This is a genomic window from Aliikangiella litoralis (assembly GCF_052495765.1).
This window is the reverse complement of the sequence record NZ_CP199292.1, coordinates 1,509,187-1,533,184: the sequence shown is the minus strand read 5'-3', so window position 1 is coordinate 1,533,184 and position 23,998 is coordinate 1,509,187. Positions and strand designations below refer to the sequence as shown.

The following is a 23,998-nucleotide window of genomic DNA, read 5'->3' as shown; positions in this document are numbered from 1 at the left end:
AGCTACTTCTTACTTCTTCTAGATGAATTTTTTGCTTTAGCGGTACTCGACTTGGCTTTTCTTTTTTGAGATGTTTGCTTTTTATTAGTCGATGCTTTTGTTTTATTAACTTTGCTAGCATTTTGTTTTTTGCTGTTGGTATTTTTTCTACCTCCAGATTTTGCTTTTAATGCCTTAACTCTGGCATTTGCATATAACTTTTCACGCTCACTTTTTTTCCTACCCGGCTTTTTAACTTCGCCTTTTTTATTCAGCAAAGAAAAATCAATTTTTCTTTGCTCCATATCAACTTTAGTAACTTCTATATCAACCTTGTCACCAATAGAAAAAGTCTCTCTCGTTCTTTCACCCACCATTTTCTGACGCTTGTTATCATAATGAAAATAATCGTCTCCTAACTCTGTCACATGGATCAAACCTTCAACATAAACATCATCTAGACGAATAAACAAACCAAAGTTGGTCACACTACTCACCACACCAGAATATTGATTACCTATATGACTTTGCATATATTCACATTTCAACCAATCATTAACATCACGAGTTGCCATATCGGCATTTCTTTCTGTTTGTGAGCTAGACTGTCCAATTGCGGATAAAGTTTTTTTATCATACTGATTTAAAACAGACTTGCTCTCTTTTGCACTTTGCAATATTTCATCGGCAACTAATGCTTTAATAATTCGATGAACAATCAAATCGGGATACCTTCGTATCGGTGAAGTAAAATGAGTGTACTCATCAAATGCCAAGCCAAAATGACCAGCATTGTTAGGAGAGTATTCAGCCTGACTCATTGAACGTAGTAGCATAATTTGAATATTTTCTGCATCTGGCCGCTCTTGAATTTCTTCGAGTAATGACCTAAAAATTTGTGGGGTTGGACTATCACCACCGGTCATAAATAACCCTAACTCAGCCAAATAACTACGAAAAGTTTCTAATTTCTTTTCTTTAGGTCCAAGGTGAACCCGAAACAAACCAGGCACTTTATGTTTTTTAAAAAACTTTGCAGCGGCCACGTTAGCGCAAATCATACACTCTTCGATAATTTTATGCGCATCATTCCTTATGACAGGAACAATTTTTTCTATTTTTCTATTTTCGTTGAAAACAATTTGGGTTTCAGTTGTTTCAAAATCAATCGCTCCCCTTTTTTGCTTATAAGTGAGACGAGCTTTAAATAGTTGATGTAAATCTTGAATGGGCTTAACTAAACGGGCATATTCTTGGCATAACTGAGTATCACCTTGTAAAATATCCCACACTTTATTGTAAGTCATACGAGCTTTCGAATGCATAACCGCAGGATAAAATTTACTTCGACTGACCACGCCGTGTGAGCTCACACTCATTTCACATACCATACACAAACGATCAACGTTGGGTTTAAGTGAGCATAAACCATTTGATACTTGCTCTGGCAACATAGGCACAACGGCATTGGGAAAATAGACGGAATTCCCTCTCTGAATAGCTTCTTTATCTAGCGGGCTATCTATCTTGACATAATGACTTACATCGGCGATTGCAACCCATAACTTCCACCCGCCCGACTTAGTTGGCTTACAATAAACCGCGTCATCAAAATCACGTGCGTCTTCTCCATCAATAGTAATCAATGGTAGTTCTCGTAAATCAGCTCGGCCATCAAGATCTTGAGGCAATACTTCAAGTGGTAACTTTTGTAATTGATCGTGAATTTCACTGTTCCATTGATTGCGAATACCATATTGAGCAATGGCTATTTCAATTTCCATACCTGGTGATAAATAGTCCCCAAGGATTTGCGCTACAGTGCCAACCGCTTTTGAGCGCGACGTTGGTCTGGTGACTATGTGAACTACAACGACTTGTCCTACTTCAGCTCTTAAAGGATCATCAGGAGGAATAAGAATATCTTGAGCAATTCGAGTATCTTCTGGCGTAACAAATGAAATACCACTCTCTTGGTAAAAACGGCCGACAATTTGCAATGGTTCTTCACTTTCCAGCACTTCCACAATACCAGCTTCAGAGCGCCCGTCACTATGAGTGTTTTTTTGTCTGACCAAAACTCTTTCACCAGGAAAAACTCGTCGCATTTCACGCGCCGACACAAACCAGTCTTGTCCCCCTTCATCTGGTACAAAAAAACCATATCCTTCTCTATGCCCTAAAATAGTCCCTTTGACTAAATCCAATTTATTAACTATTCCATAAGCTCCTCTTCGACCACAATGAATTTGGCCATCACGTTCCATTGCTTTCAAACGGCGTGAAAGCGCAATTTCCTCTTCAATTTCATATAAGCCTAAGTTGTATTGAATTGCTTTGAGTTTAAGTGGCCCACCAGCTTTTTCCAGCATATCAAGAATATACTCTCTACTCGGAATTGGGTTTTCATATTTCTTCGCTTCCCGATCGAAGTGAGGATCGGATATTTGAGGATCGGTTTTAGCCATGTATGTCTAATTATATTTTACCAAAGAATTAAGTAAGACTAGTTTAACCTATATAGCATGATTTATGTAAACTTAGTAAAAACACAAGGTTAAATGTATCAATAACATCAATTATTATTTAAATATTCCAATAATTAAAATAAGACTAATGATGCTTAGCGCATCATAACCCCCTTTGGCCTTAAGTCTATAAATGTACCACCGATTAAACCATGCAAAGTTGGCTCTCTTACATAATAAATTAGCCTTATATTATTCAAACACAAGAAATAGGGAAAATAGATAGTTCTGGACTATACTGCTTATAGAATAAGGAATAATTAGCCAGATGTAATGATATTAATGGCTAATCAATTATTGATTATGATTTTATATTCCGGTGAGGTTTAATCGATGAGATTGAAGCATAAAATACGTCTTGGGGCAAGTCTTTTAGCTGCGCTTCCAGTCATTATTGCATCACTAATTATCAGTACTCATGCTTCAAATACTAGCCAACAAGCATTACATAGTTCAGCAGAATCTCGGCTTGTCGCGGCCCGCGATATCACTAAAAGCAGAATTGAAGATTACTTCAACGTTATTCAAAAACAAATTATCACTTTTAGCAAAAACACGATGACTATTAATGCCGCTAAAGATTTTACTACTAGCTTTTCCAGTTATAAAACAGACACTAATTACCCTGTCGACCAAGCTAAGTCAGAATTGATGAGCTACTATCAAAACGACTTTTTAAATGAATACAAAAAGAGAAATACCCAGTCACTACCCTCAGTTAGCAATTGGATTGAGCAACTTGATAAAGACAGTTTAGTGCTACAACACAAGTTTATTGCAGCTAATCCCCATAAATTGGGTGAAAAAGACAAACTAACTGAAATTACAGACAATACCAACTATGCTAAATATCATCGAAAATATCACCCTGTTTTTAAAGAGTATCAACAACAATTTGGTTATTATGATATTTTCATTGCTGATATAGAAAGTGGAGATATTGTATACAGTGTTTTCAAAGAATTAGACTATTCTACTTCCCTAATCAATGGCCCATTTTCTCAAACAGGTATTGGACAAGTTTTTAAAAGCATTAAAAATAGCTCAGCCAAATCAGCTATTACTGATTTTTCCTCTTATCCTCCATCTTATGAAGATCCGGCTTCATTTATTGCCTCTCCTATTATTGAAAACGGACAAACAATAGCGGTACTTATTTTCCAAATGCCAATTGATATTATTAATGGCATTATGACCTATAACGGCAACTGGGGAGAAAGAGGACTCGGCACATCAGGAGAGTCTTATATTGTTGGTGCAGATAAAAAAGCGCGAAGTATGAGCCGATTTCTTATAGAAGACAAAAACAGCTATCTCGCCTTACTAAAAACCACGGGAACAGCCCCTTCAATAATCGAGACGATTAAAGCTAAAAATACTAACATTGGCCTGCAAACAATCAACACACGAGGCACCAATAGCGCCCTTTCAGGTAAAATCGGTTTTGATATATTCCCTGACTATCGAAATGTTCCAGTATTATCTGCATATTCTCCTCTTAACATCACAGGTCTCAATTGGGTAATTTTAAGTGAAATAGACAAAGAAGAAGCCTATGAGCCAGCTTACATTCTTAAAGAAGATATATTATATGTGGCAAGTGTTGTTACCTTAATCTTAGCGGTAATAGGCTTGCTTATGGGTATATTCTTTGCTAACAAATTTACTAGTCCTATCATTCAATTAAGTACTCTGTTAAATAACATTGAGAAGGATGCCGATCTCACCATTCGTTCAACATACATTTCTCAAGATGAAATTGGAGATGCGAGTCAATCACTCAACCAAATGCTTGTGCAGTTTCATGATGGTATGCAACATGTTGCCACTTCATCTCAACAAATTGCCTCAGCAGCAAAAAATACTCTCAATATTAGCACTCAAACTCAGAAAAACATTAACAAACAACGTCTAGCGACAGAACAAGTCGCAACAGCTATCAATCAAATGAGCGCAACGGTTCAGCAAGTTGCAGAGAATATTTCTAAAACCGCATCAGCAGCACATCAGGCATACAATGAAACCAATTCAGGTGACATAGTAGTTAAACAAACGATTGAAAAAATACTGTCATTTGCTGACAAAATGAGCGCAGGAACTCAGTCGATAAGAAGCCTAGAACAAGAAAGTGAGAACATAGGCGCGGTAGTAGATGTCATCAAAAGTATTGCCGATCAAACCAATTTGCTAGCGCTAAATGCAGCAATAGAAGCAGCAAGAGCAGGTGAACAAGGAAGAGGTTTTGCTGTTGTAGCTGATGAAGTAAGAACTTTAGCTGGTCGAACACAAGAATCTACAGAAGAAATAAACAGTATGGTAGAGCGTTTGCAGTTAGGAGCGAGAGAGTCTGTTGATTTAATGAATAATAGTCAATCAGAAATTCAACAAGTTGTCGAACAAGCCCACAAGGCTGGTGATGCTTTAACCAATATATCTAACGCGGTTAATGAAATTAATCAAATGAGTACACAAATTGCTGTAGCCTCAGAAGAGCAAGTAAGTGTAACCGAAGAAATTAACCAGAATTTAGTTCAAATTAATACTATCGCAACAGAAACCTCTTCCGACTCTGAACGTACAGCTCAATCAAGTGATGCGTTATCAGCATTAGCTCATAATTTAGAACATTTGGTTAAACAATTTAAAACCTAATTAATCCTTATTTATAACTCACTTTAACCCCGATTCAGCAATCGAAGAGCTTTATAGCAACTTTTTTTGGTAAGTATCAATATATAGTTCTTTCCCGGTTATACTAATAATCACTAGTATAATATTATAAACCTCATTCAATAGATGAGACTTTTTTCTGATCTAATTCTCATTTTCTGGTAGTCTTCGCCCTAATTTTAATCTTAAGCTAAAAAGAATGTCATACCCAATATAAATGCACTTAAAATAAAGGAAAAAACCTTTAATCTGTAAAACAATATAGTGGGTATAAGCTAAAAAATACCAAAAAAATATCGATACAAGCGAATGAAACACTTAAACTTTATAAAAATAGTTATAACATGCATTTCATGCACAATAATATCTTGTTCTAATAATCATTTGACTTCGTCCCCAAAAACTATCCAAGTCAGTGATATAAACAAACAATTTAACTCACTAATCAAGAAAGATGCGATGAAAATAGAACCCCCTAAAGCCAAAAAAATTGCGCATAAACTAAAAGCGCATCAACATGAGCGCAACGATAATTACTACTGGCTAAGAGATGATAATCGCAGTAATTCAGAAGTACTTGATTATTTAAATGCAGAAAATCAATATGCACAAGAAATTCTTGCCCCAACTAAAAAGTTACAAAATGAACTGTATCATGAAATGATCTCAAGGTTAGAAGCCGATAAAACATTTGTCGCTTACTTTAATAAAGGTTATTGGTACAACTCAAAATTTGAAAAAGGCAAAGATTATGAAATACACTTTCGTCAAAAAAATACTCTAGAGGCCCCTGAAGAAGTTTTACTTGATGAAAACCTGAGGGCTGAAAATAAAGATTTTTATGAACTAGAATCACTTATACTAAGCCCCAATCAACAGCTTATAGGAATTGCTGAAGATCTCGTTAGCCGTCGTCAATATGATATTCGATTTAAAAACTTAACTACAGATAATTTTTTTCCCGAAGTTATTCATAATACAAGCGGTTCTTTAGCTTGGGCTAATGATAATAAAACTATTTTTTATGTCAAAAATAACCCTGTCACTTTGCAGCCCTACCAAGTTTATCGACATCAATTGGGCAGCTCACCAGAAACAGATATTCTTATATACGAAGAAAAAGATAGTAGTTTTTACCTTGATATCTACAAAACTCGTTCTGAAAAATATATTGCTATAGCAATAGAATCAACAACAAGTGATGAAGTTAGATTAATTAATGCCGATATTCCCAATAATGAACCCCAGTTATTTTTAGCTCGCGAAAAAAATCATAAATATAATGTTGAGCATTTAGGGAAAGATTTTTATGTATCTACCGATTTCAATGCACCTAATAAGAAGCTAGTCAAAGTGAAAGATAGCCAAATAGGTACAAAAGATAACTGGGTAGAAATTATTCCTCATAATGAAGACTCGTTAATACAAGAGTTTGAGCTATTTAATCAACACATGGTTGTCAACGAACGAATCAATGGTTTGGAAAAATTAATAGTCAGAGATATTGAGGGGCGTTTCATTCATGAAGTTAAGTTTAATGATACGGCCTATACAACCAGACTTGGCCATAATCCTGATAAAATGTCTCAAAAAATTCGATATCACTATTCGAGTTTAACTACTCCAAACTCAATTTATGAATATGATCTGACTAACAAAAGTTACACGCTTTTAAAACAAGATAAGTTGATTGGTAATTTCAATTCTTCAAATTATAAAACAGAAAGGATTATGATTACGGCTCGTGACGGCAAATCAGTACCTGTCTCAATAGTTTATCGCAAAAACCAATTTAAATCTAAAGGTGAAAACCCATTACTTATTTATGCTTATGGATCCTATGGTACAACGATTGATCCTTATTTTAGCTCATCTCGTTTAAGTTTATTAGATAGAGGCTTTATTTATGCAATTGCCCACATTAGGGGTGGACAAATGCTCGGTCGGCAATGGTATGAAGACGGTAAAAAATTGACAAAAATGAATACTTTTACCGATTATATCGATGTCACTAAGGCGCTCATCAACTTAGGTTATGCTGATCCTAAAAGAGTTTATGCAGAAGGCAGAAGTGCTGGAGGACTATTAATGGGAAGCATTGCAAACTTAGCACCAGAGCTATACCACGGTATCATTACAGAAGTACCATTTGTTGATGTTATTACCACTATGTTAGATGAATCAATTCCGCTAACAACACTTGAGTATGATGAATGGGGAAACCCCAATGATAAAAAGTTTTATGACTATATGCTAAGTTACTCTCCCTACGATCAAATTAAGCAACAAAATTATCCTCATATCATGGTTAATACTGGCTTATATGATTCTCAGGTCCAATACTGGGAACCCGCTAAATGGGTTGCTAAATTAAGAGAATTAAAAACGGATAATAACCTATTAATACTTAATACTGATATGGAATCTGGGCATGGAGGAAAGTCAGGTCGCTACAAAAAATTTATTGAGCAAGCCCAAAAATATAGTTTTTTATTGTATTTAGCAGACATTAACAAATAAACGATACGCACTATGAAAATTTTTTTAAAAGGTTATCAATGTTTTTATTTAATATTTTTCAAATTTTCATTGCTATTTTTTTTACTCATCAGTCCAGTATTAGCTGAACCAGTAACCCCGCTAAACGCCATTAAGCTCGATACTGGTTGGAAATTTTGTCCAGTACAAAATTTTCAGCCTGAAGTTGATCCTTCAGTACTTAATTGTAAACCCATTAATTTACCGACAGGCTGGGAAAGCGTACATCCTAATTATGATGGTTATGGACTACTCTACACTGACTTTGAAGTTTCCAAAGAGCATTTGAAAAAACCATTAGGAATATTTATTAATAAACTAAGAGATGCCGACAAAATATTTATTAATGACCAATTCATTGGTAAAACAGGAGAGTTTCCTCCTCATTTTGAAAAAGCAGTACTTTACTCACGGCTCTACTCCATTCCCAACAACATCCTTAAACATGAACAACCTAACACAATAAAAATTTGGGTTTATAATGATGCGCGTCCTGGTGGAATTACACATTCAGTACCAATTATTAGTGACCATTTTGAATTATTAAAAGATTTTTATCACAATAATTACAGCATGTTGGCATTTATTGTTATTTTAATTGTTTTTAGTTTATTGCATTTTATTTACTATTCATTTCATCGCCACTCAAAAGAAAATATACTATATGCAGTATTTCTTTTATGCTGGTCAGCTTATTTATTTACCTATAGTAACTTGGCTTTAGACAGCCACATTCCAATAAATTTATTATTCCGTAGTAATGTCGCACTTTTTTTTGCAATATTTGCTTTATTTCCTTTATTTATTTATCAATTTTTTCGTCAGCAAATACCAACCATTTTAAAATCAATTATCATTACTGCCTTTATTTTAATACCTATCTGCTTTTTATTGCCAGAGCCCAAATTATTATATTATCCATTGCAACTTGTTGAAGTGCTCACACTTCCAGCCCTACTATTTGTTTATTGGCTACTCTACAAAGCGGTAAAAGCCGAGTTAACTTATGCTAAGTTAATGACAACGATTATTGTGATGTACACAACATTTGGTAGTATTGATATTGCTATCGACTTATTTCAGCCTGAAAACTTTAATCGCATAAAACTTTATACCCCCAAAGCCCTTATTATCGTATCAATCATTTTAACTTTAATTGTTTCACATAAAAACTTTGTTTACTTTAGAGATGCAACCATAGACAAGCTCACAGGCACTTTACGTTACAGTGAGTTTTTACCACGGTTGGATCAAGAGTTATTTAGAGCTGATCGAGAAGAAAAATTACTTGTTGTCATTATGATTGATTTAGATGATTTCAAATCAATTAATGATAAATTTGGACATATTCAAGGAGATAATGTATTAAAAATGGTAGCTAACTGTATTCGAATGCAGCTTCGCCATTTTGATTTATTATGTCGTTTTGGTGGCGATGAGTTTTGTATTGCTGCTACATTAGATAATAAAAAAGAAATTCATAATTTTGTTGATAGAATTCATCAAGCAGTGAATGAACTCAACTTTGAAAAAAATGATTATAAAGAAACCATTAGTGCTACCTTTGGAGCAGAAATAAGAGCCCCAAAACAAAAAGCATCCCCACAATCATTAATAGAAAGCGCAGATAACCTTTTAATTGTTGCCAAAGCTAAAACTAAAGGGACTGTTTTTTGGCAACGAAGCTATCCACGTATATCATCGTCTTACTCACCACCACTCGAACCTTAATCCAGCAAACTATTCTAGATTCATTAAACCCCTAATAGTTTTATTGTTATTATTTAGTTTTAAAGTAAGTTTTCAATTATTAGGGGTTTACCTGATTTCATCTGATCCATATCAATATCCAAAATTTTCTTAAGCATAGTATGGCATTGTTCATTCTTGACTAACAGGGGAGGGAAAGCGATGAGCGAAGTTTTTAGCAAAAGCATGGCCCGCAACATTTACTTTGGTGGGAGCTTGTTTTTTATCTTGTTATTCCTTGGCTTAACTTGGCATACCAATAAAGAATTACCCAAAACTGACAACCGCCAGGCTTTAACCGAGCAAGTTATTTTAGGCAAAAAAATCTGGGAAGATAATAATTGCATTGGCTGCCATACATTACTAGGTGAAGGAGCTTACTATGCACCTGAATTGGGTAATGTTTATCAACGTTTTGGCAAATCAAAAGAAGCAATTAAAGCCTTCATGAAAAGTCGACCTGTTAATGGAATTCCCGGTCGCCGTAGTATGCCTCAATTCAATTTAACTGAAGAAGAACTCGATGCGATTGCCGAGTTTCTAAAATATTCAAGTGAAATTGATGCAGCAGGCTGGCCACCAAATATTCAAGGTTAAAATGGGGGAATAGCAAAATGCAAAATACTTTGAAATATCAATCTCAAATCGTTGCCAAGCCATACTTTATTGCTGCAATTGGTTTGTTTGTTGGCCAAATAATTTTTGGCTTAATTATGGGTTTACAATATGTTTGGGGAGATTTTTTATTTCCAGAAATTCCTTTTAATGTAGCTCGCATGGTCCACACAAACTTACTTATTGTGTGGTTATTATTCGGTTTTATGGGTGCCGCTTATTACATGGTACCAGAAGAGTCGCAAAGAGAGTTACATAGTCCTAAGTTAGCCATCGCATTATTTTGGATTTTTCTCATTGCTGGAGCGCTAACAATCGTCGGTTACCTAGCCGTACCTTACGCAACATTAGCCCAAATAACAGGAAATGAATTTTTACCCACAATGGGACGAGAGTTTCTGGAGCAACCGACAATTACCAAAATTGGTATTGTTATTGTCTGCTTAGGTTTTCTTTATAATTTAGCAATGACAGTATTACCAGGCAGAAAAACCGTTGTTAATGTTGTACTATTAACAGGGTTAGTTGGTCTTGCAGTATTTTTTCTTTTCTCATTTTACAATCCAGCCAACCTTGTCAAAGACAAATATTTTTGGTGGTGGGTAGTACATTTATGGGTTGAAGGTGTTTGGGAATTAATAATGGGCGCAATTCTCGCCTATGTACTCATCAAAACAACCGGAATTGATAGAGAGGTTGTCGATAAATGGCTCTACATAATTATCGCAATGTCTTTTATTACTGGCATTATAGGAACAGGTCATCATTATTTTTGGATAGGTACACCAGACTATTGGCAACCATTAGGTTCGATTTTTTCAGCACTAGAGCCCATACCATTCTTTATGATGACCTTACTGGCTTTTGGTGCTGTTGGTAAACGCAAACGAGACCACCCCAATAAAGCAACCGTTCTTTGGGCTATGGGAACAGGTGTAATGGCTTTTCTTGGTGCTGGCGTTTGGGGGTTCTTGCATACCTTATCACCAGTCAACTTTTACACTCATGGCACACAGATTACTGCTGCTCACGGCCATATGGCTTTTTATGGTGCCTATGTCATGATTGTAATCACCATTATTTCTTATGCTATGCCATTTTTGCGCGGCCAGGGTAATGCAATGAATCATAGAGCACAATTTACAGAAATGTGGTCTTTTTGGTTAATGACCATATCAATGGTATTCATTACTTTATTTTTAACTGGAGCGGGTATTTTACAAGTGTGGCTACAACGTTTTGAAGATGGACTGCCTTTTATGGTGGTACAAGATAAAATTGCGGCATTTTATTGGTTGAGAGAAGCTGCTGGTGTTGTCTTTATGATTGGCTTAATTGTTTATATTATTAGCTTTTTTATTAAAGGCGATCAGAAAAAGGCGGCACAAACTTAATTCTTTTAGCTCATTTAAACAAAAAGGCCTTATGGCCTTTTTGTTTTTATAAGGAAGCGAGTTTTTATTTACACAAAACCTTCATCCTTTTTAATTAAGCAGAAACTTTAATGAAGGGGTCCCAAGTGAAATAGCCCAAAACTTTACCAGTTGTATTATCTACCAATTGGAATGATAAAGTGTATTGAATGGTTTGATTAGACTCTATAATATTACCTTGAGCAACATAAGTATTATTGTGGAAAAGCTGGACGCCGCCTCTAGGGTTAGAACCTGAAGGTAAATAAGAACTGGTGTGCATATTAAAATAAGTTAAATTAGTAATGCCCGTTGATGGATTGAAATGACCGTCATAAAGAAAGGCAGTATTGTCTGTATTTTCATCAAAAGTTGTCATTGTCCAACGAACAGCATCTCCAGAATTCGCTTTAACTGACAGCTCAGACTTTCCTTCATCATTATCAACAAAGTTATTTTGAGCTGTCATAGAAATATAGACATCAGAAGACTGCCACGAACCTAAATTGGTAGGACTGTCGATTGAACCTGGTTTAAGTGAACCGTCTCTAATTTGCGCTGCTAATTGCTCACCATTTACTGTCACTAAAATATCAATTAAAGCCATTTTTACTCTCCGTGATTAATTAAGTTTATACTTCAATTTTTTTGCAAATTAAAACTTGAATAAGTTGAAATGCGAGAAGAGTATAGTCACTAGTTTTATTTTTTAAAATCTAGTTTTGATATATTTTTAAAGATAAAAATAATTATTTTTTAATTATACAAAAAAGCTATTTTTTATATTTTTACGCACTTAAAACACGCTTTATCTCCATTGATTTTTTGTAGTCTCAAAATACAAACTGTTCAGACAAACGTTTAATGTTATTAGCCACAGAGCTGACAATTTTGATAGATGGATATGCTTTTGCTAAAGTGTTTGCACATTCGTATAATCGGTTCAACTCTTCTTTCATATAACACCAACTTGTTTTTGGATATGGCATATAACTCAGTACACTATCCATTTCAAAACTGGGTCCTGCAAACTTAGCTCTCTTAGCAACTCCCGCAGATCCATCATCGCCCATAGGAAGTTGAGTCAACAACTCACCCAAAGGTTTAATAATGGTTGTCATTATTCTTAAAAAAGTTTGCACCAATATTTGGCGTTGTTGAATAGTGAGTTCAGGTGATGTAAACAAACGATAAATCATCATTAACATTAAACGGTAAATATTTGAATTTAAGTCATTAATAGCAGCAGTGTATTGATCATCAATAAGTCGCCAACCCGGAAAAGTATTATCAAGATGCAATCGAGATAAAGGATTTGACTGAACATCTCTGACAGGTATAAAAGCTTTTCTTTTCTGTTTTAAATAAATATATTCTTCATAAATCTGTTTAAACATTCCAAAATGGCTATCCTGTCTATCAATGGGACACCCTTCCCCTTGCACCACTATCAGCTCTATTGCCTCTTGTGCATCCTGCCGACTAAATATTTGCATTAACTGTGGTAAGTCAACATCCCCCCCTTTCACCTGTGCTTCTGCTGGGCCGATAACTAACTTGCCATGGTACTCTGCAATTCCCTTAGATATTGCCGCATATAACTCACCAATGGTTTCAAAGCGAGTACTTTCTGGTCTTTTAAAATGCTGTGGCAAAAAACCAAAAGGATCTTTACTTTTTAAATCCTCTTGTAACAACAAATTCATAGCACTCTCTTTGAGCAACCAATCAGGAGAAACCTGCAAGCTCCCTGCGGGTCTTTCGTAAAGTGCATATAAAATAATTGTCTCAGGAGAAAAAGGCCATAACCCCCACGGTAAATCTGTCGGATAATAAGTAGGACTTTGCGGAAAATTAGGACGATTTAAATTAACGCCAAAACCAAGTGCCGAAACGATATTCGCAACCTGTGAAAGATGAAGCATTTCCTGTGCCGCAATTAAATAAATATTGGCTTTCCACTTTCTGACATAATTTAATTCTTCTAAGGTTAAACCACCTTCTTCAATTGAATCTTTTAATGAAGCAGCGGTAAACAAGTACTGTATACATAATCCCTGCTCTAATTCTGCAGCAACCGACAATTGTGCAATTAAATCATCTCGGCTAGAAATTTCTTTTTTAGATAAACAAGCATCAAGTGTTATATCATTATTCATTAGCTTCTCTCTTCAAACAATCTATGCTGATACTGATTGAAAGTTTTGTATAATATGTTCTGCTGTACGTAAAGATACCGCAGCAATAGTGAGTGTAGGATTAGCAGAACCAACCGTTGGAAATAAACCACTACCGGTAAAAAACAAATTACTATGCTGATGAGCTCGACCATAACCATCACAACAAGATGTTTCAGGATTATTTCCCATGCGCAAAGTTCCCATCAAATGTCCCGCACCAAACCAACCGGGTACTTGATGAATTTGAGTCGCTCCCAACTTTTTAAATATTTGGTGGGTAATATTAAAAAATGATTCTGCCCCTTTTTCGGAATACTCACCAATTTTATAATGAATTTCTGGTCTTGGTATACCAAAAGGATCAAGCAAGGTTGCCGAGGGTTTAACGTAGTTATTAAAATCGGGTTCCGGCTCTATTAGCCCATTCAACTCAATTTGTGTACTCACATCCCAAGCTAACTTTTCTCTCAACTGCTTTCCTCTCAATCCCTGATTAACATATTCAATCACATTAGAAAACGGTGCGCCCGCCGCCCAACTTGCTCCGGTATTTTGTAGCTCAATACGATAAGCCGCTCTATTTTTTCGGAAATTTCCCGAGCGTAATGATTCAACCCCACAAGTGCTTTGTGGACCTCGAAATGGATAAAGTGGTGTATTCAATTGTGCCCAGGTTATTTTAACATCATGATCCATTAAATATCGCCCCACAACACCACTGCCATTAGCAATACCATCAGGATAAGATTCATTAGCAGATAGTAGAAGCACCTTAGGAATTTCTACAGCGTGCATTGCCAATACAAATTGCTTCGCATAAACACTTTCTTCACTACCGTCAGGCTGTTTCACCGTTAAACTAGCAACCTGACCTTTTGCATTAGTGTTAACTTGTGTTAAAACACTTTTAAACATTGCGGTTGCAGCCACAGCCTCACTTGAACTTCCCGGCATGAGCTTGGGATTTAAAGCCCATTTCAAATGAACACTAGCATCATATTTTGCTTGAATAGGACAAATAGGAATACAGTTGGCACTACCCGCACAGGGAGGTCTATCTTGATAAGGTATTGAGTTTCTTGCTTGTGGTGTTGTATTAAACTCAACTGGCATACCTTCAAACATCATCCCTTCTGTTGCCTGTTGAACAACACGATCATTATAGGTTGGTAAAATTTCAGGCATTGGATAAGGTTGATTTTTTTTTCGTGGTGCTCCCAAATCAATATCACTGTTTCCTGCAACACCAATCGCTTTTTCTGCTTCCCAATACCAGTTTTCCAACTCATGATAATCCATAGGCCAGTCAGCCCCTCGGCCAAATAAAGTTTTTTCTTTAAATGTGCCGGGTACATATCTTAATGCAGTTCCCAACCAATGATAAGTTGTTCCTCCAACCATACGTGTATAAGTACTCTGAAAAGGTTGTGGACCTTTTTGTACAAAATACTTATTGAGTGTTGTTTGCGTTGGGCTTGGTGCATAGTCCAAATCTGGGAATGCCGAATTAGGCATTTTAACCGGGTTAATATAAAAGCGATCTAATAATTCTTGTCGCTGATCCATACCAGTTTTAAGATCAAAGTAAGCTTTATCTCCAGCATCTATAATCAATACTTTTAATCCTGACTGACTTAATCGATGTGCAATTAATGAGCCGGCAATTCCAGCACCAACAATAGCGACATCATATTTATTCTTATTCATATAAACGCCTTTTTAAGATTCAGGTTTTGAGATTTGTTGCTCTGGTGGATAAGCCCAGTGACCATAATAAGGACCAGTAATTCCTGGTGGATTAGCTTGAATTACTTTCCAAACCAATGCTTCAGCATAATACTTTGCAGGGGGATAACAATTATTTAAATAGCCGTTGTACCAAAGTATAATAATATTATTAACGATTGGTGCAAGTGTGCTATCTCCAGCAATCAACCCAGAGAATACATCCAGCGTGTTATCTGTTTGCTCTTGATTAACCTGATTCTGATTAACCTGATCCATCACTGCAAAAATGGCATCTAATGGATGACCATCTGTTGTATCAGCTAAAAACTGAGTATATTCATCACCAGGTCCATAGGAATCAGGCGATTGCTCAATAATAATTTGAAAGTAAGTCTTTGCAAGCGCTTCATTCAGTCCACTTTCATCCAGTAATAACTCAGAAAGTTGAATGAAATGTTTTAAACGCTCAGGTGTTATTGGGTATTGTTTTGACATTTTGTTATTGTCCCTTTTCTTATAGTTGATCATGACGGTTGAACAACAACCTTAACGTATCTTTGTAAATTCTGAATAACCAATGGGGGCAGTTGATCTTCTTTTACATAAATTGTCCGTAAATTTTTTAATGCACCAGTGTCTAAAATTTCAAACATCATTTGTACAAGCTTGGGTGTAAATTTTAATCCAGTTAAATCAATTTTTGTGAGTTTAGAAAAATATGAGTCAGCTAATGAATTATCACTAGAACTTGCCAACATCACTTCATTAAACATGGTTACATTGGCAATACGAAATCCTAAACGACTCACACCAGTTACAGGGATAAACATATCTGGTATGCCAAACTCTGCTTGCTGAGCATCTTTAGCTCTGTGTTCAGACGTTCTATAATTATTCAGTGACTCTCCAACAGCTAATCGCTCAAACTCTCTTTCAAAATCAAAGGCATTTTCAAGTGGTCCTAAAATGGTTAAAATGGATGCGACTTGTCCAGGTCCCGGAGGATACTCTTGAAATAAACTGGCAGCATAATCCCAATCGGTAGTGGTTGCAATGAAGGGCGTATTCCTTGCACTAGCTTGAAATTTTTCCATTCTTTTTGCTTTTTTAGTCCGCTCTTCAATTGATGTTTCAGGACCCGATAAAACCCCAAAAGATTGACTCCTTTCTTTCAAAATTTTACGTACAGTGGCATTATGAAAATTATCTCCAGTTTCATCATTAGACAGCATTGATTTATTAAAAAAGCCACCCGTAACCATTGCTCTAGAACTAGGATCATCTGGAAATTTATGATAACGATAAAAAGGTACTAAAGCACGCTCATCACTCGCTCGGTCTAAACGTTCCTGCTCAAAATCGGTCATTGCAAACTGACCACTTAATTCCATTATTTTACTCATTCGATCATCTAGCCCAAGATCTTTAAGATCGGAAAAAGTATAATGTGTATCAGGTCGAGCTAAGCTTTGCTGTGCTTTATCAACACCTTGCAACTCAGGATCTAACGATTCAGTTTCAATAAACGCTTTTACGCTCTCTATATATTCACTAATATACTTTTTAGCCGCAGCTAAACTATCCAGCTTAGCCGCATCTTGAAAAACTTTTCGGTTACGATCAGAAGTAGGTGAACCAATTTGCATAATTTCGCGGTCAAAAAACAAGCGTAGTTCATCGAGCTCTCCCCCAATCACTTCGCGCTGCATTACATCATGTTCCATGACCGATTGTAATGGCGAGGGGGCTATAGCCATACGTTGTATACTGGAAGCTCGATTGTCTTCCAACACCGTATGCGAGGCAGCTTTATGAGCCGCAACCGGATGATTATTTTTTGACTGTGCAGTTTGCTTGGAAAATTCAGGCATCTTTCACTCTCTCCATTCAAAATATAAAATAAGGCACAACACAATTGAATACCTAAGCTAACAAAGCAGAATTCTCTCCTTCACCACCAGAGCGCAATGACTTAACCTTATCCCACACCACTTTATAAATAGACTCTCGGTCTAAAAACTTTACCCGCAATACCTCCAACACAGTCATAATCGCTAACGTCACTAAAGTGGCTATTATTTTATAAGTTTCGGCATTTTCATCATCGGTGGCAGCAACAACACCCAATACACCCGATGCCAAAGCACCAACCAATGCGGTTACCGCCGCAACAGTTTTTTGCTCTTTTGTTTCTTCATCATCAGTTTTTCCCCACGTAGCCAACATACTCGTTGTAAATTTTGCCAGTGGCGCCATTACCACAGGAATAATCCAACCAAAACCAGATGCTTTAGCTAAACTGGCAATCGTACTGACCGCGGTTGCAAGAATTCCAGAAAGTGTTAAAGCATCAGAAATCATTTCCCAGGTACTTTTTTCGACTCTTTGTGCAATTCCGTCTGTCCCTCCCATTCTTGACTGCGTATAGTCATAAGCAACTCTTTGAATTGAAGCCCAGTCATCATCAGTATTTTTCTGAACCGCTTGATTCCAACTCATCTGAGCGGTGTCCCAGCGATTGCTTTCAATCGCATCTTGTGTTTGAGAAATTAATTGCATTGCCATATCAGTTTGCAAGCTTGTTGGTTTAGCGGCGTTTTCTGACAATGAATTTTTAGATTGCATTTGCAATGCTTGATTTCCCATTTTGGTTGCTTCACTTTCGAGCGCCTCATTATCATTAACAGCTACCCCTCCTACATTGGTTGTTGGTTTGACACGTCCTTGTGCTTGCTGCACCACATGCCCCAACTCATGAGGTAAATGTTTTTCCTGACCACTCGCTAAATGAATATCACTACCTTGGGCATAAGCGTGAGCCTGCACCGCTGCTGGTTTGGATGAATTATAATGAACCTTAACATGATCTAAATTCATTCCAGATAAGTTTTCCATGCCACTTTTTAAATTATCAGGTAACCCCGTATTATTTCTTTGTAAAGGCCTTTCTGAATGACATTGAATACTGGCACTTCTATTATCTTGTAAAGCAATTTTTGCCTTACGCTGATTAACGGTATTTAAATTTTCCGTTTGTTCTCGCTTAGTAAATTTATTCATATCTCATCCTTAAATGTTTTGTCATTAATTTTAATCAACAAAAAAATAATACCCAAATTGTGATAAATATAACGGATACTCATCATATCGATTATTGAATTGTTATCGATTATTGAGTTGCTAAGGCTCCTACCCCACCAAAAGAACAATCAGAAGCAGTTGGACTTGCTTGTAAATGGTAATAACGAGAAGCCATCCAAGTAAATTTTTCTGCTCCAGAACAGCTCGAATATAGACCACCAGAAGCAATAATTCCGCAATTAACACCACCAGCTCCGCATCCCCAAGTTAATGCTGGTCCATAATCTTTTCCCGGTATAGCCTGACAATAAACAGGATATTGTGTGGTCAAATTGCTACAGCTATATTTAGGTGGTGTTGGTTTTGTAAAACCACACACATACGTACTCGAAGATTTAGACACATAAAGAGTTGCGCCATTATTATTAGCCAGCTTACTCGCTATATTTTTACAAATAGGAATCCAACTATCTTGTTCTGCATTATAAATAATTAATGATTGAGTATTAGCAGGTAAAGCCATTGCTGCCTTTTGTCCTGGTCCCACTTTATACGTAGCTTGATAAACCTGATTCGGTTGAGGTTGACTTTCATAAGCATAAAGAGCAGCTACCGTCGTTGCAGGAGTCATATTACTTAAAGTGAGAGTCCATTGGGTTGGAACATCACTTAAAGTCTTATTTTTATCGTTAGTGTATAACTGTGTTAAAGTAAGTAATTGATCTCTTGGAATTAAATAGTCAAGAGGGGTTTTATAATATTGTGCACCATCAATCCACGCCGTATGGTTATTTTTATAACTGTTACGTTGAAACGACTGTACATCATAACCCGTTCGTTGTGCCGCTAAGACACCCCACCATTCTTCATCCCAATAACCACTGGCAGAATCACCACCACCACTCGCATTACCTAAATCATGAATCCATAAGTGCTCAGTATTTTCATCAGTAATTGCTTTACCTGTACCCGGCTTTTTCATTTTCCACCATTCATCACTATATTCAAAATAGTAGAACCCATTAAAAAATGAATAACTCGCGTTATTGACCGCTTGATAATTTTTAATGATTTCTTTACTGGCATTCTTTTCATTTGTAGCGGTTTCGTTACCTACAGGACAACTACTTCCGCAACCAGGCCAACCGGCAACATCAGGATCATGAGTAACACTAAGCGCACCATACTCAGTCACCATTAGTGGCTTCGCTTTATTTGGGTTTTGTTTAACGTAAGTCGCATATTTATCTCCATAGTTAGAAACTGGGTAAAGATTTACTCCCCAAAAATCAACACTCGATTTTAAAACATAAGTATTACTCATGTATTTTTTGACGTCTGCCGCTGAAGTTTGCAAAGCTAAACCAACAAGCTTTCCATTAAAGTTTTCATCACCATGAATTTGATTAGCATAACCATTGATCAAATTCCAAAATGTTGGATTATCCCAACGACCATCATTTTTTTCATTAAACAAAGCAAAACCTAATAGTGCAGGATGATCACCATACTTTCTTCCCAACCAAGCAATTAAATTAGTATAAAAATTCTGATAGTTTTTATACCCCAAATAGCCAACAGTGCCGGTTGTCGGCTGGGTATTTCCTCCTTTTTTAGTCCCCTTCGGAAAAAACAAACCAATCGACTCATTATCAATACCTGCTAATAAATAAATAGGGTCAACACCATCATTCCACAATTCATCTAAAAACTCACGATGATCCCAGGGCGCTTTATCCCAATAACTCACACATTGACTTTGATCGCTAAGCGGTTCACCCGTTGTACTATTTATACAATTTTTATAATTTTCTTTCAGCGTATTGAAAATATTTTTTTCTTTAGACAAACTTTTATCTTGCCCATAAGTTGGTGGATAACCAAAAAAACCATAAACACGAATATTATTAACTCCCATTGCTCGAAGAATGGGAATATCTCTTTTATACAAAGCTCGCCACTCTTTATGATAGACATCAACAAAGGTACTTCCATCACTAAAGCCAATAGGAATAGGTTCGTAAATAATACCTTTCGCAAAAAATGTTGCTGGCGTGCCGCTATTGGTGCTTAGCATTATTTGTTGCTTATTAACACTCCAATTAGAAGAAGCTGCGCCAGAGGCAAAACTAATCGATGCTTTAAGACCGATAAAAAACAACACCATAAAAACTAACTTGTTCCAATACTGCTTATTCAATTCCATGTTTGACTCCATTATAATTGTTAAAATATTTTACTGTTCAACCTGTTAAAAATTTGACTGAAATAAACTCTTGCGAGAATCGACAAAAGAGTTCAAATTATCTGTATCACGGAAACTACTAGAAGGAGGTTTATCATATAAATTATCCCAGGTAGGATTAACGACAGATTCTCCTTTTCCTTTTAAACTTTTAGATGATGCTTTAGCCGTTGTTTTCCAAGAATAAACAGCATAAGGATCCATATTTAATAATTGATTAGTGAGATGTTTGACTTTAATCAAATCAGGTGAAGGTGCGTTAAACTCATTCATGATTTCATCATAAAGCGTATCATAATCATCAGAGAATCGTTGTAAACGGTCTTCTATGGTTTGCGAAAAACTTCCTGAGTCGGGCGTTTCATCTGAAAAAATAATGTCATCAACATCTTGCGGTGATAATACTTGTTCATCAAAAATAGTAAAAACTTCAGCTACGTTAGTCGCATTAATCAAAGACTGTAGTATAACGCGATGTGCCACCGTATGAGGGCCTTGCAGGGCAAAACTTAACTTGTTGGCTGGCTTGGTATGAGTGTAAGTGTAAAGTGTTGGAACCCGAGCACGTAATTGTTCTCGTCCTTGAGCTTTGAGTTGCCGATCATAAGCCGTTGCGTCTTTTTTTGTCGCAAAGGTTTTATAAGGATCAAAACTTGAAAACCAGGCGCCTGCACGATATTTATCAACTTTAAACTGAATCGGTAATTTCGCTACAAACGGTTGTTTTTGCAATAGAACGGATTTAGATCGGTTATCAACTAATTCAAATCCTCTTCCTACATCATTTTTCGATTGCGAAAATTGATCCGTCGTCGAATAAAACTGAGGACTTTCGGGTTCTGCTTTTGATGTATTCACGGCTGCTATCTCTCTACTCTTATTATTCGGTTTAAATCAAATCATTTAAATAATCCAGATCATCAAAATCACTCATCTCGTCTAATTCTTTCTGTGCAGCTTCTTCATCAAAGTCAGGTGGCACAGCATAACGTCGTGCATTCGTCGTCATAACATGAGTTGATATCACTTCATGTTCAACCAAATGCTGAGCAATCGACTCAACATAATCAGGTGCAACAACCGTATCCAATTCAATATCACCGAGAGGACTTTTATAATAGGCAGATACTTCTTTACTGCCGACAAATCGGATTGGTATATCGGCCGGGTTAACAATATAGTCAAAATAAGGTCGGATAAAATCGGGTACTAACAAAGTTTGGATATGCCCGGTTCTAATTTGAGGCGTGGTTTTTCTGACTTCTTGAGAACTGTCTTCAACAGGTTTACCGGTTTCAATACTGACATTTGTCGAACTTTTTCCAGTAGTTGACTGATCCAGTATGGCCATAATAGTCCCTCTGGTTCTGGTATTTATTGCTCCCTTTAAAGGACCTTGGAGTGCTTGCTTATATATTTGTATCGCTTTATTTCTTTTTGTATGATCAATAACGGCTTTTCTCATAGAAAGCATAGACTCTGTACTTTTATTAATCTCCTCTACCTCACTTAAAGACAGCTCTATATCTTCCCACCTGGGTAACTTTGATAATAAACTATCATCACGTCTTTCTGTACTTACACTGGCACTGCCTCGCTGACTGATACTCATCGATTCTACCGCTATTTCACGTGCACGTTTCAAGTCTCTAGTTTTACTTGCAAAAGTATTAACCGAAATTTTATCGCTAACCCCTTTATCAACACTACTAACAGGAGCTAACCCTCTTTTTTGTGCTTCTTCAGGACTTAAAATACCATGCTTTAATACACTGTTAATTAAGTCGATTAGCGGTTGAGCTAATTGAACAGAGTTTCCCCAATCGCCTCTGACAGGATCTGATTTAAAATCAAGTTCTTGTTGCTGCCACTTGCTCATTAACTCTTTGACTTTACCAGGATCTTTTAGTGTTAATAACTCTTCGGCTCTAACTTGTGTGTTTCGCTGAAGCAATGAAACTAAAACAGAAAATTCTTTACTTGAAAGTGCCTGCTTGAAAATTTCAATTCTCATATCGATATCTTCAACGGCTGTTTTAGGCAATACTTTGCCCGTTTCCTGAGAAATAATGTCTAAAAGTAAAGTGCCTTCTTCATCCGAAACATGAGCCAAAATATATTTGATAATATACATTAGCCGCTTTGAATTCCCATCTTCTATCAATTGTTGAATAAACTGCTTAAAATTAATTTCATTCGTATCAATATTTTCTTCGTCATCAGTCACCGCAGGTATAACAACTTTTTGTAGAGTTCCACCATTCAAGGGTACGGCTTGTGTGATTTCACCTTGCGTCTTTGCTAACAATGAATAAGTGTTACTCAACTTATTATTGTGTGTATTGGTTTGAAATGAGAGGCTACGATTATCTTGCAAAATTCGTCCTGATAAAGGCTTACTGACAACCGCTGCATTATCAAAACCTTTAATTCCTTCTTTTCCTATCGAAGTTTTCATTTTTATATTACCAAGCAAGTTATATACGGTTAAATTTATTACTGATAGTCGTACTTAGAATTTCTTGTGCCTCTTCATAGTCAACTTCCTTAGCAGGATAAGTACTGACGCTATCATCCTGTTGCTCATCGTCAAGCAGTCGACTATTTTCTGTTTGAGGTTTCTTTTTAGGTGCACAACAAGTAAACAAACCTTTAAAAGACTCCCAGCAACTACAACCACTCGATTTTTTATCGGTTTGTTCAATTAATTGCTCCATATAAGCAGCACTTCGCGATGTACCAGGAATCATATCGTTCATCGCATTGCCACCACTACTCATCATGGCATCAGGTTGAAAATAACTGATCCTCCGGCCATTTAAATAAGTCATGGCTTCCGCCAACATTAAACTACCAACACCACCACGTTGTGGGTATGCATGCATTGTGTTGGTTTGAGTTGCCATTGGCACTTTTGTAGCAACTGTCCCACCATTTTTAGCATCCGTATAGTGAAACGTTGAATATTCAAGAGAAGAAGCTGCAAATTCTTCACCACTTTTTTCTGCTTGAGCAAAAACGCCTGAAGCACCGGCATCAACATCAACGGTGAACTCATCATCTGATTTACTTTGGTATTTTGCTAGCTGCATAATTTGAGGCTTTCCTAATAACGGAAAAGCCTTTGCTTGAATAGTTGAATTACGATTATCTTGTAATACCAACTTGTTTTTTAGCTGTGTTAAAGAATTAAATCCATCTTCTTGTTCACAAGAACATTTTTTTTGAATCAGTTTAGGCATAGTAATGACTCCTAATTATCAATATCTATAC

General features: G+C 36.4%; 16 protein-coding genes. 5 read left to right on the top strand and 11 right to left on the bottom strand.

The features are described from left to right. Window positions 1–2: 2 nt before the first annotated feature. A complete protein-coding gene (gene rnr / locus ACT5E3_RS06390) occupies window positions 3–2,447 on the bottom strand; it encodes a ribonuclease R (RefSeq protein WP_444997473.1) in 2,445 nt (814 codons plus the stop codon). Between the two features lie 393 nt (window positions 2,448–2,840). Here rnr and ACT5E3_RS06385 point away from each other — a divergent pair, with 393 nt between their 5' ends. The 5 genes from ACT5E3_RS06385 (at window position 2,841) to ACT5E3_RS06365 (ending at window position 11,473) form a co-directional block, all read left to right on the top strand. After that, complete coding sequence (locus ACT5E3_RS06385) at window positions 2,841–5,159, top strand: methyl-accepting chemotaxis protein (RefSeq protein ID WP_444997472.1); 2,319 nt, start codon at window positions 2,841–2,843, stop codon at window positions 5,157–5,159. Window positions 5,160–5,636: 477 nt separating this feature from the next. Further along, entirely contained in the window at window positions 5,637–7,697 is a 2,061-nt protein-coding gene (locus tag ACT5E3_RS06380; RefSeq protein WP_444997471.1) for a S9 family peptidase, read from the top strand. Between the two features lie 12 nt (window positions 7,698–7,709). Further along, window positions 7,710–9,446: a diguanylate cyclase gene (locus ACT5E3_RS06375; protein WP_444997470.1), complete on the top strand. Its 1,737-nt coding sequence runs from the start codon at window positions 7,710–7,712 to the stop codon at window positions 9,444–9,446. Window positions 9,447–9,626: 180 nt separating this feature from the next. Then, the gene (locus tag ACT5E3_RS06370; protein WP_444997469.1) at window positions 9,627–10,061 is read left to right on the top strand and encodes a c-type cytochrome; all 435 of its coding nucleotides are present in this window, start codon (window positions 9,627–9,629) and stop codon (window positions 10,059–10,061) included. A gap of 17 nt (window positions 10,062–10,078) precedes the next feature. Further along, window positions 10,079–11,473, top strand: coding sequence for a cbb3-type cytochrome c oxidase subunit I (locus tag ACT5E3_RS06365; RefSeq protein ID WP_444997468.1), 1,395 nt, complete (start codon window positions 10,079–10,081; stop codon window positions 11,471–11,473). Window positions 11,474–11,567: 94 nt separating this feature from the next. Here the strand turns inward: ACT5E3_RS06365 and ACT5E3_RS06360 are convergent, their stop codons facing one another. The 10 genes from ACT5E3_RS06360 to ACT5E3_RS06315 all read right to left on the bottom strand — a co-directional run bounded on the left by ACT5E3_RS06360 (window position 11,568) and on the right by ACT5E3_RS06315 (window position 23,967). Continuing rightward, window positions 11,568–12,098: an AidA/PixA family protein gene (locus tag ACT5E3_RS06360; protein WP_444997467.1), complete on the bottom strand. Its 531-nt coding sequence runs from the start codon at window positions 12,096–12,098 to the stop codon at window positions 11,568–11,570. Between the two features lie 226 nt (window positions 12,099–12,324). Further along, complete coding sequence (locus ACT5E3_RS06355; protein ID WP_444997466.1) at window positions 12,325–13,650, bottom strand: ferritin-like domain-containing protein; 1,326 nt, start codon at window positions 13,648–13,650, stop codon at window positions 12,325–12,327. A gap of 21 nt (window positions 13,651–13,671) precedes the next feature. After that, complete coding sequence (locus ACT5E3_RS06350) at window positions 13,672–15,378, bottom strand: FAD-dependent oxidoreductase (protein WP_444997465.1); 1,707 nt, start codon at window positions 15,376–15,378, stop codon at window positions 13,672–13,674. Window positions 15,379–15,390: 12 nt separating this feature from the next. Next, window positions 15,391–15,894 (bottom strand): hypothetical protein, encoded by a 504-nt coding sequence (locus tag ACT5E3_RS06345; RefSeq protein WP_444997464.1) that lies wholly within the window; start codon window positions 15,892–15,894, stop codon window positions 15,391–15,393. Between the two features lie 29 nt (window positions 15,895–15,923). Next, a complete protein-coding gene (locus tag ACT5E3_RS06340; RefSeq protein ID WP_444997463.1) occupies window positions 15,924–17,270 on the bottom strand; it encodes a hypothetical protein in 1,347 nt (448 codons plus the stop codon). A 52-nt stretch (window positions 17,271–17,322) separates the two neighbouring features. After that, the gene (locus tag ACT5E3_RS06335; RefSeq protein ID WP_444997462.1) at window positions 17,323–18,459 is read right to left on the bottom strand and encodes an eCIS core domain-containing protein; all 1,137 of its coding nucleotides are present in this window, start codon (window positions 18,457–18,459) and stop codon (window positions 17,323–17,325) included. A gap of 109 nt (window positions 18,460–18,568) precedes the next feature. Further along, on the bottom strand, window positions 18,569–20,686 hold the full coding sequence (locus ACT5E3_RS06330; RefSeq protein WP_444997461.1) for a hypothetical protein: 2,118 nt from the start codon (window positions 20,684–20,686) through the stop codon (window positions 18,569–18,571). 45 nt (window positions 20,687–20,731) lie between these two features. After that, window positions 20,732–21,583, bottom strand: coding sequence for a hypothetical protein (locus ACT5E3_RS06325; RefSeq protein ID WP_444997460.1), 852 nt, complete (start codon window positions 21,581–21,583; stop codon window positions 20,732–20,734). Between the two features lie 31 nt (window positions 21,584–21,614). After that, a complete protein-coding gene (locus ACT5E3_RS06320; RefSeq protein ID WP_444997459.1) occupies window positions 21,615–23,183 on the bottom strand; it encodes a hypothetical protein in 1,569 nt (522 codons plus the stop codon). Between the two features lie 19 nt (window positions 23,184–23,202). After that, window positions 23,203–23,967 (bottom strand): hypothetical protein, encoded by a 765-nt coding sequence (locus ACT5E3_RS06315; RefSeq protein ID WP_444997458.1) that lies wholly within the window; start codon window positions 23,965–23,967, stop codon window positions 23,203–23,205. Window positions 23,968–23,998: the final 31 nt, after the last annotated feature.

Bases quoted from the DNA above. Each gene is read 5' to 3' on its own strand.
- ACT5E3_RS06365 (WP_444997468.1), top strand. From the start codon at position 10,079: ATGCAAAATACTTTGAAATATCAATCTCAAATCGTTGCCAAGCCATAC.
- ACT5E3_RS06320 (WP_444997459.1), bottom strand. From the start codon at position 23,183: ATGAAAACTTCGATAGGAAAAGAAGGAATTAAAGGTTTTGATAATGCA.
- ACT5E3_RS06375 (WP_444997470.1), top strand. From the start codon at position 7,710: ATGAAAATTTTTTTAAAAGGTTATCAATGTTTTTATTTAATATTTTTC.
- ACT5E3_RS06380 (WP_444997471.1), top strand. From the start codon at position 5,637: ATGAAAATAGAACCCCCTAAAGCCAAAAAAATTGCGCATAAACTAAAA.
- ACT5E3_RS06330 (WP_444997461.1), bottom strand. From the start codon at position 20,686: ATGGAATTGAATAAGCAGTATTGGAACAAGTTAGTTTTTATGGTGTTG.
- ACT5E3_RS06350 (WP_444997465.1), bottom strand. From the start codon at position 15,378: ATGAATAAGAATAAATATGATGTCGCTATTGTTGGTGCTGGAATTGCC.
- ACT5E3_RS06345 (WP_444997464.1), bottom strand. From the start codon at position 15,894: ATGTCAAAACAATACCCAATAACACCTGAGCGTTTAAAACATTTCATT.
- ACT5E3_RS06335 (WP_444997462.1), bottom strand. From the start codon at position 18,459: ATGAATAAATTTACTAAGCGAGAACAAACGGAAAATTTAAATACCGTT.
- ACT5E3_RS06370 (WP_444997469.1), top strand. From the start codon at position 9,627: ATGAGCGAAGTTTTTAGCAAAAGCATGGCCCGCAACATTTACTTTGGT.
- ACT5E3_RS06340 (WP_444997463.1), bottom strand. From the start codon at position 17,270: ATGCCTGAATTTTCCAAGCAAACTGCACAGTCAAAAAATAATCATCCG.
- ACT5E3_RS06355 (WP_444997466.1), bottom strand. From the start codon at position 13,650: ATGAATAATGATATAACACTTGATGCTTGTTTATCTAAAAAAGAAATT.
- ACT5E3_RS06385 (WP_444997472.1), top strand. From the start codon at position 2,841: ATGAGATTGAAGCATAAAATACGTCTTGGGGCAAGTCTTTTAGCTGCG.
- ACT5E3_RS06360 (WP_444997467.1), bottom strand. From the start codon at position 12,098: ATGGCTTTAATTGATATTTTAGTGACAGTAAATGGTGAGCAATTAGCA.
- rnr (WP_444997473.1), bottom strand. From the start codon at position 2,447: ATGGCTAAAACCGATCCTCAAATATCCGATCCTCACTTCGATCGGGAA.
- ACT5E3_RS06315 (WP_444997458.1), bottom strand. From the start codon at position 23,967: ATGCCTAAACTGATTCAAAAAAAATGTTCTTGTGAACAAGAAGATGGA.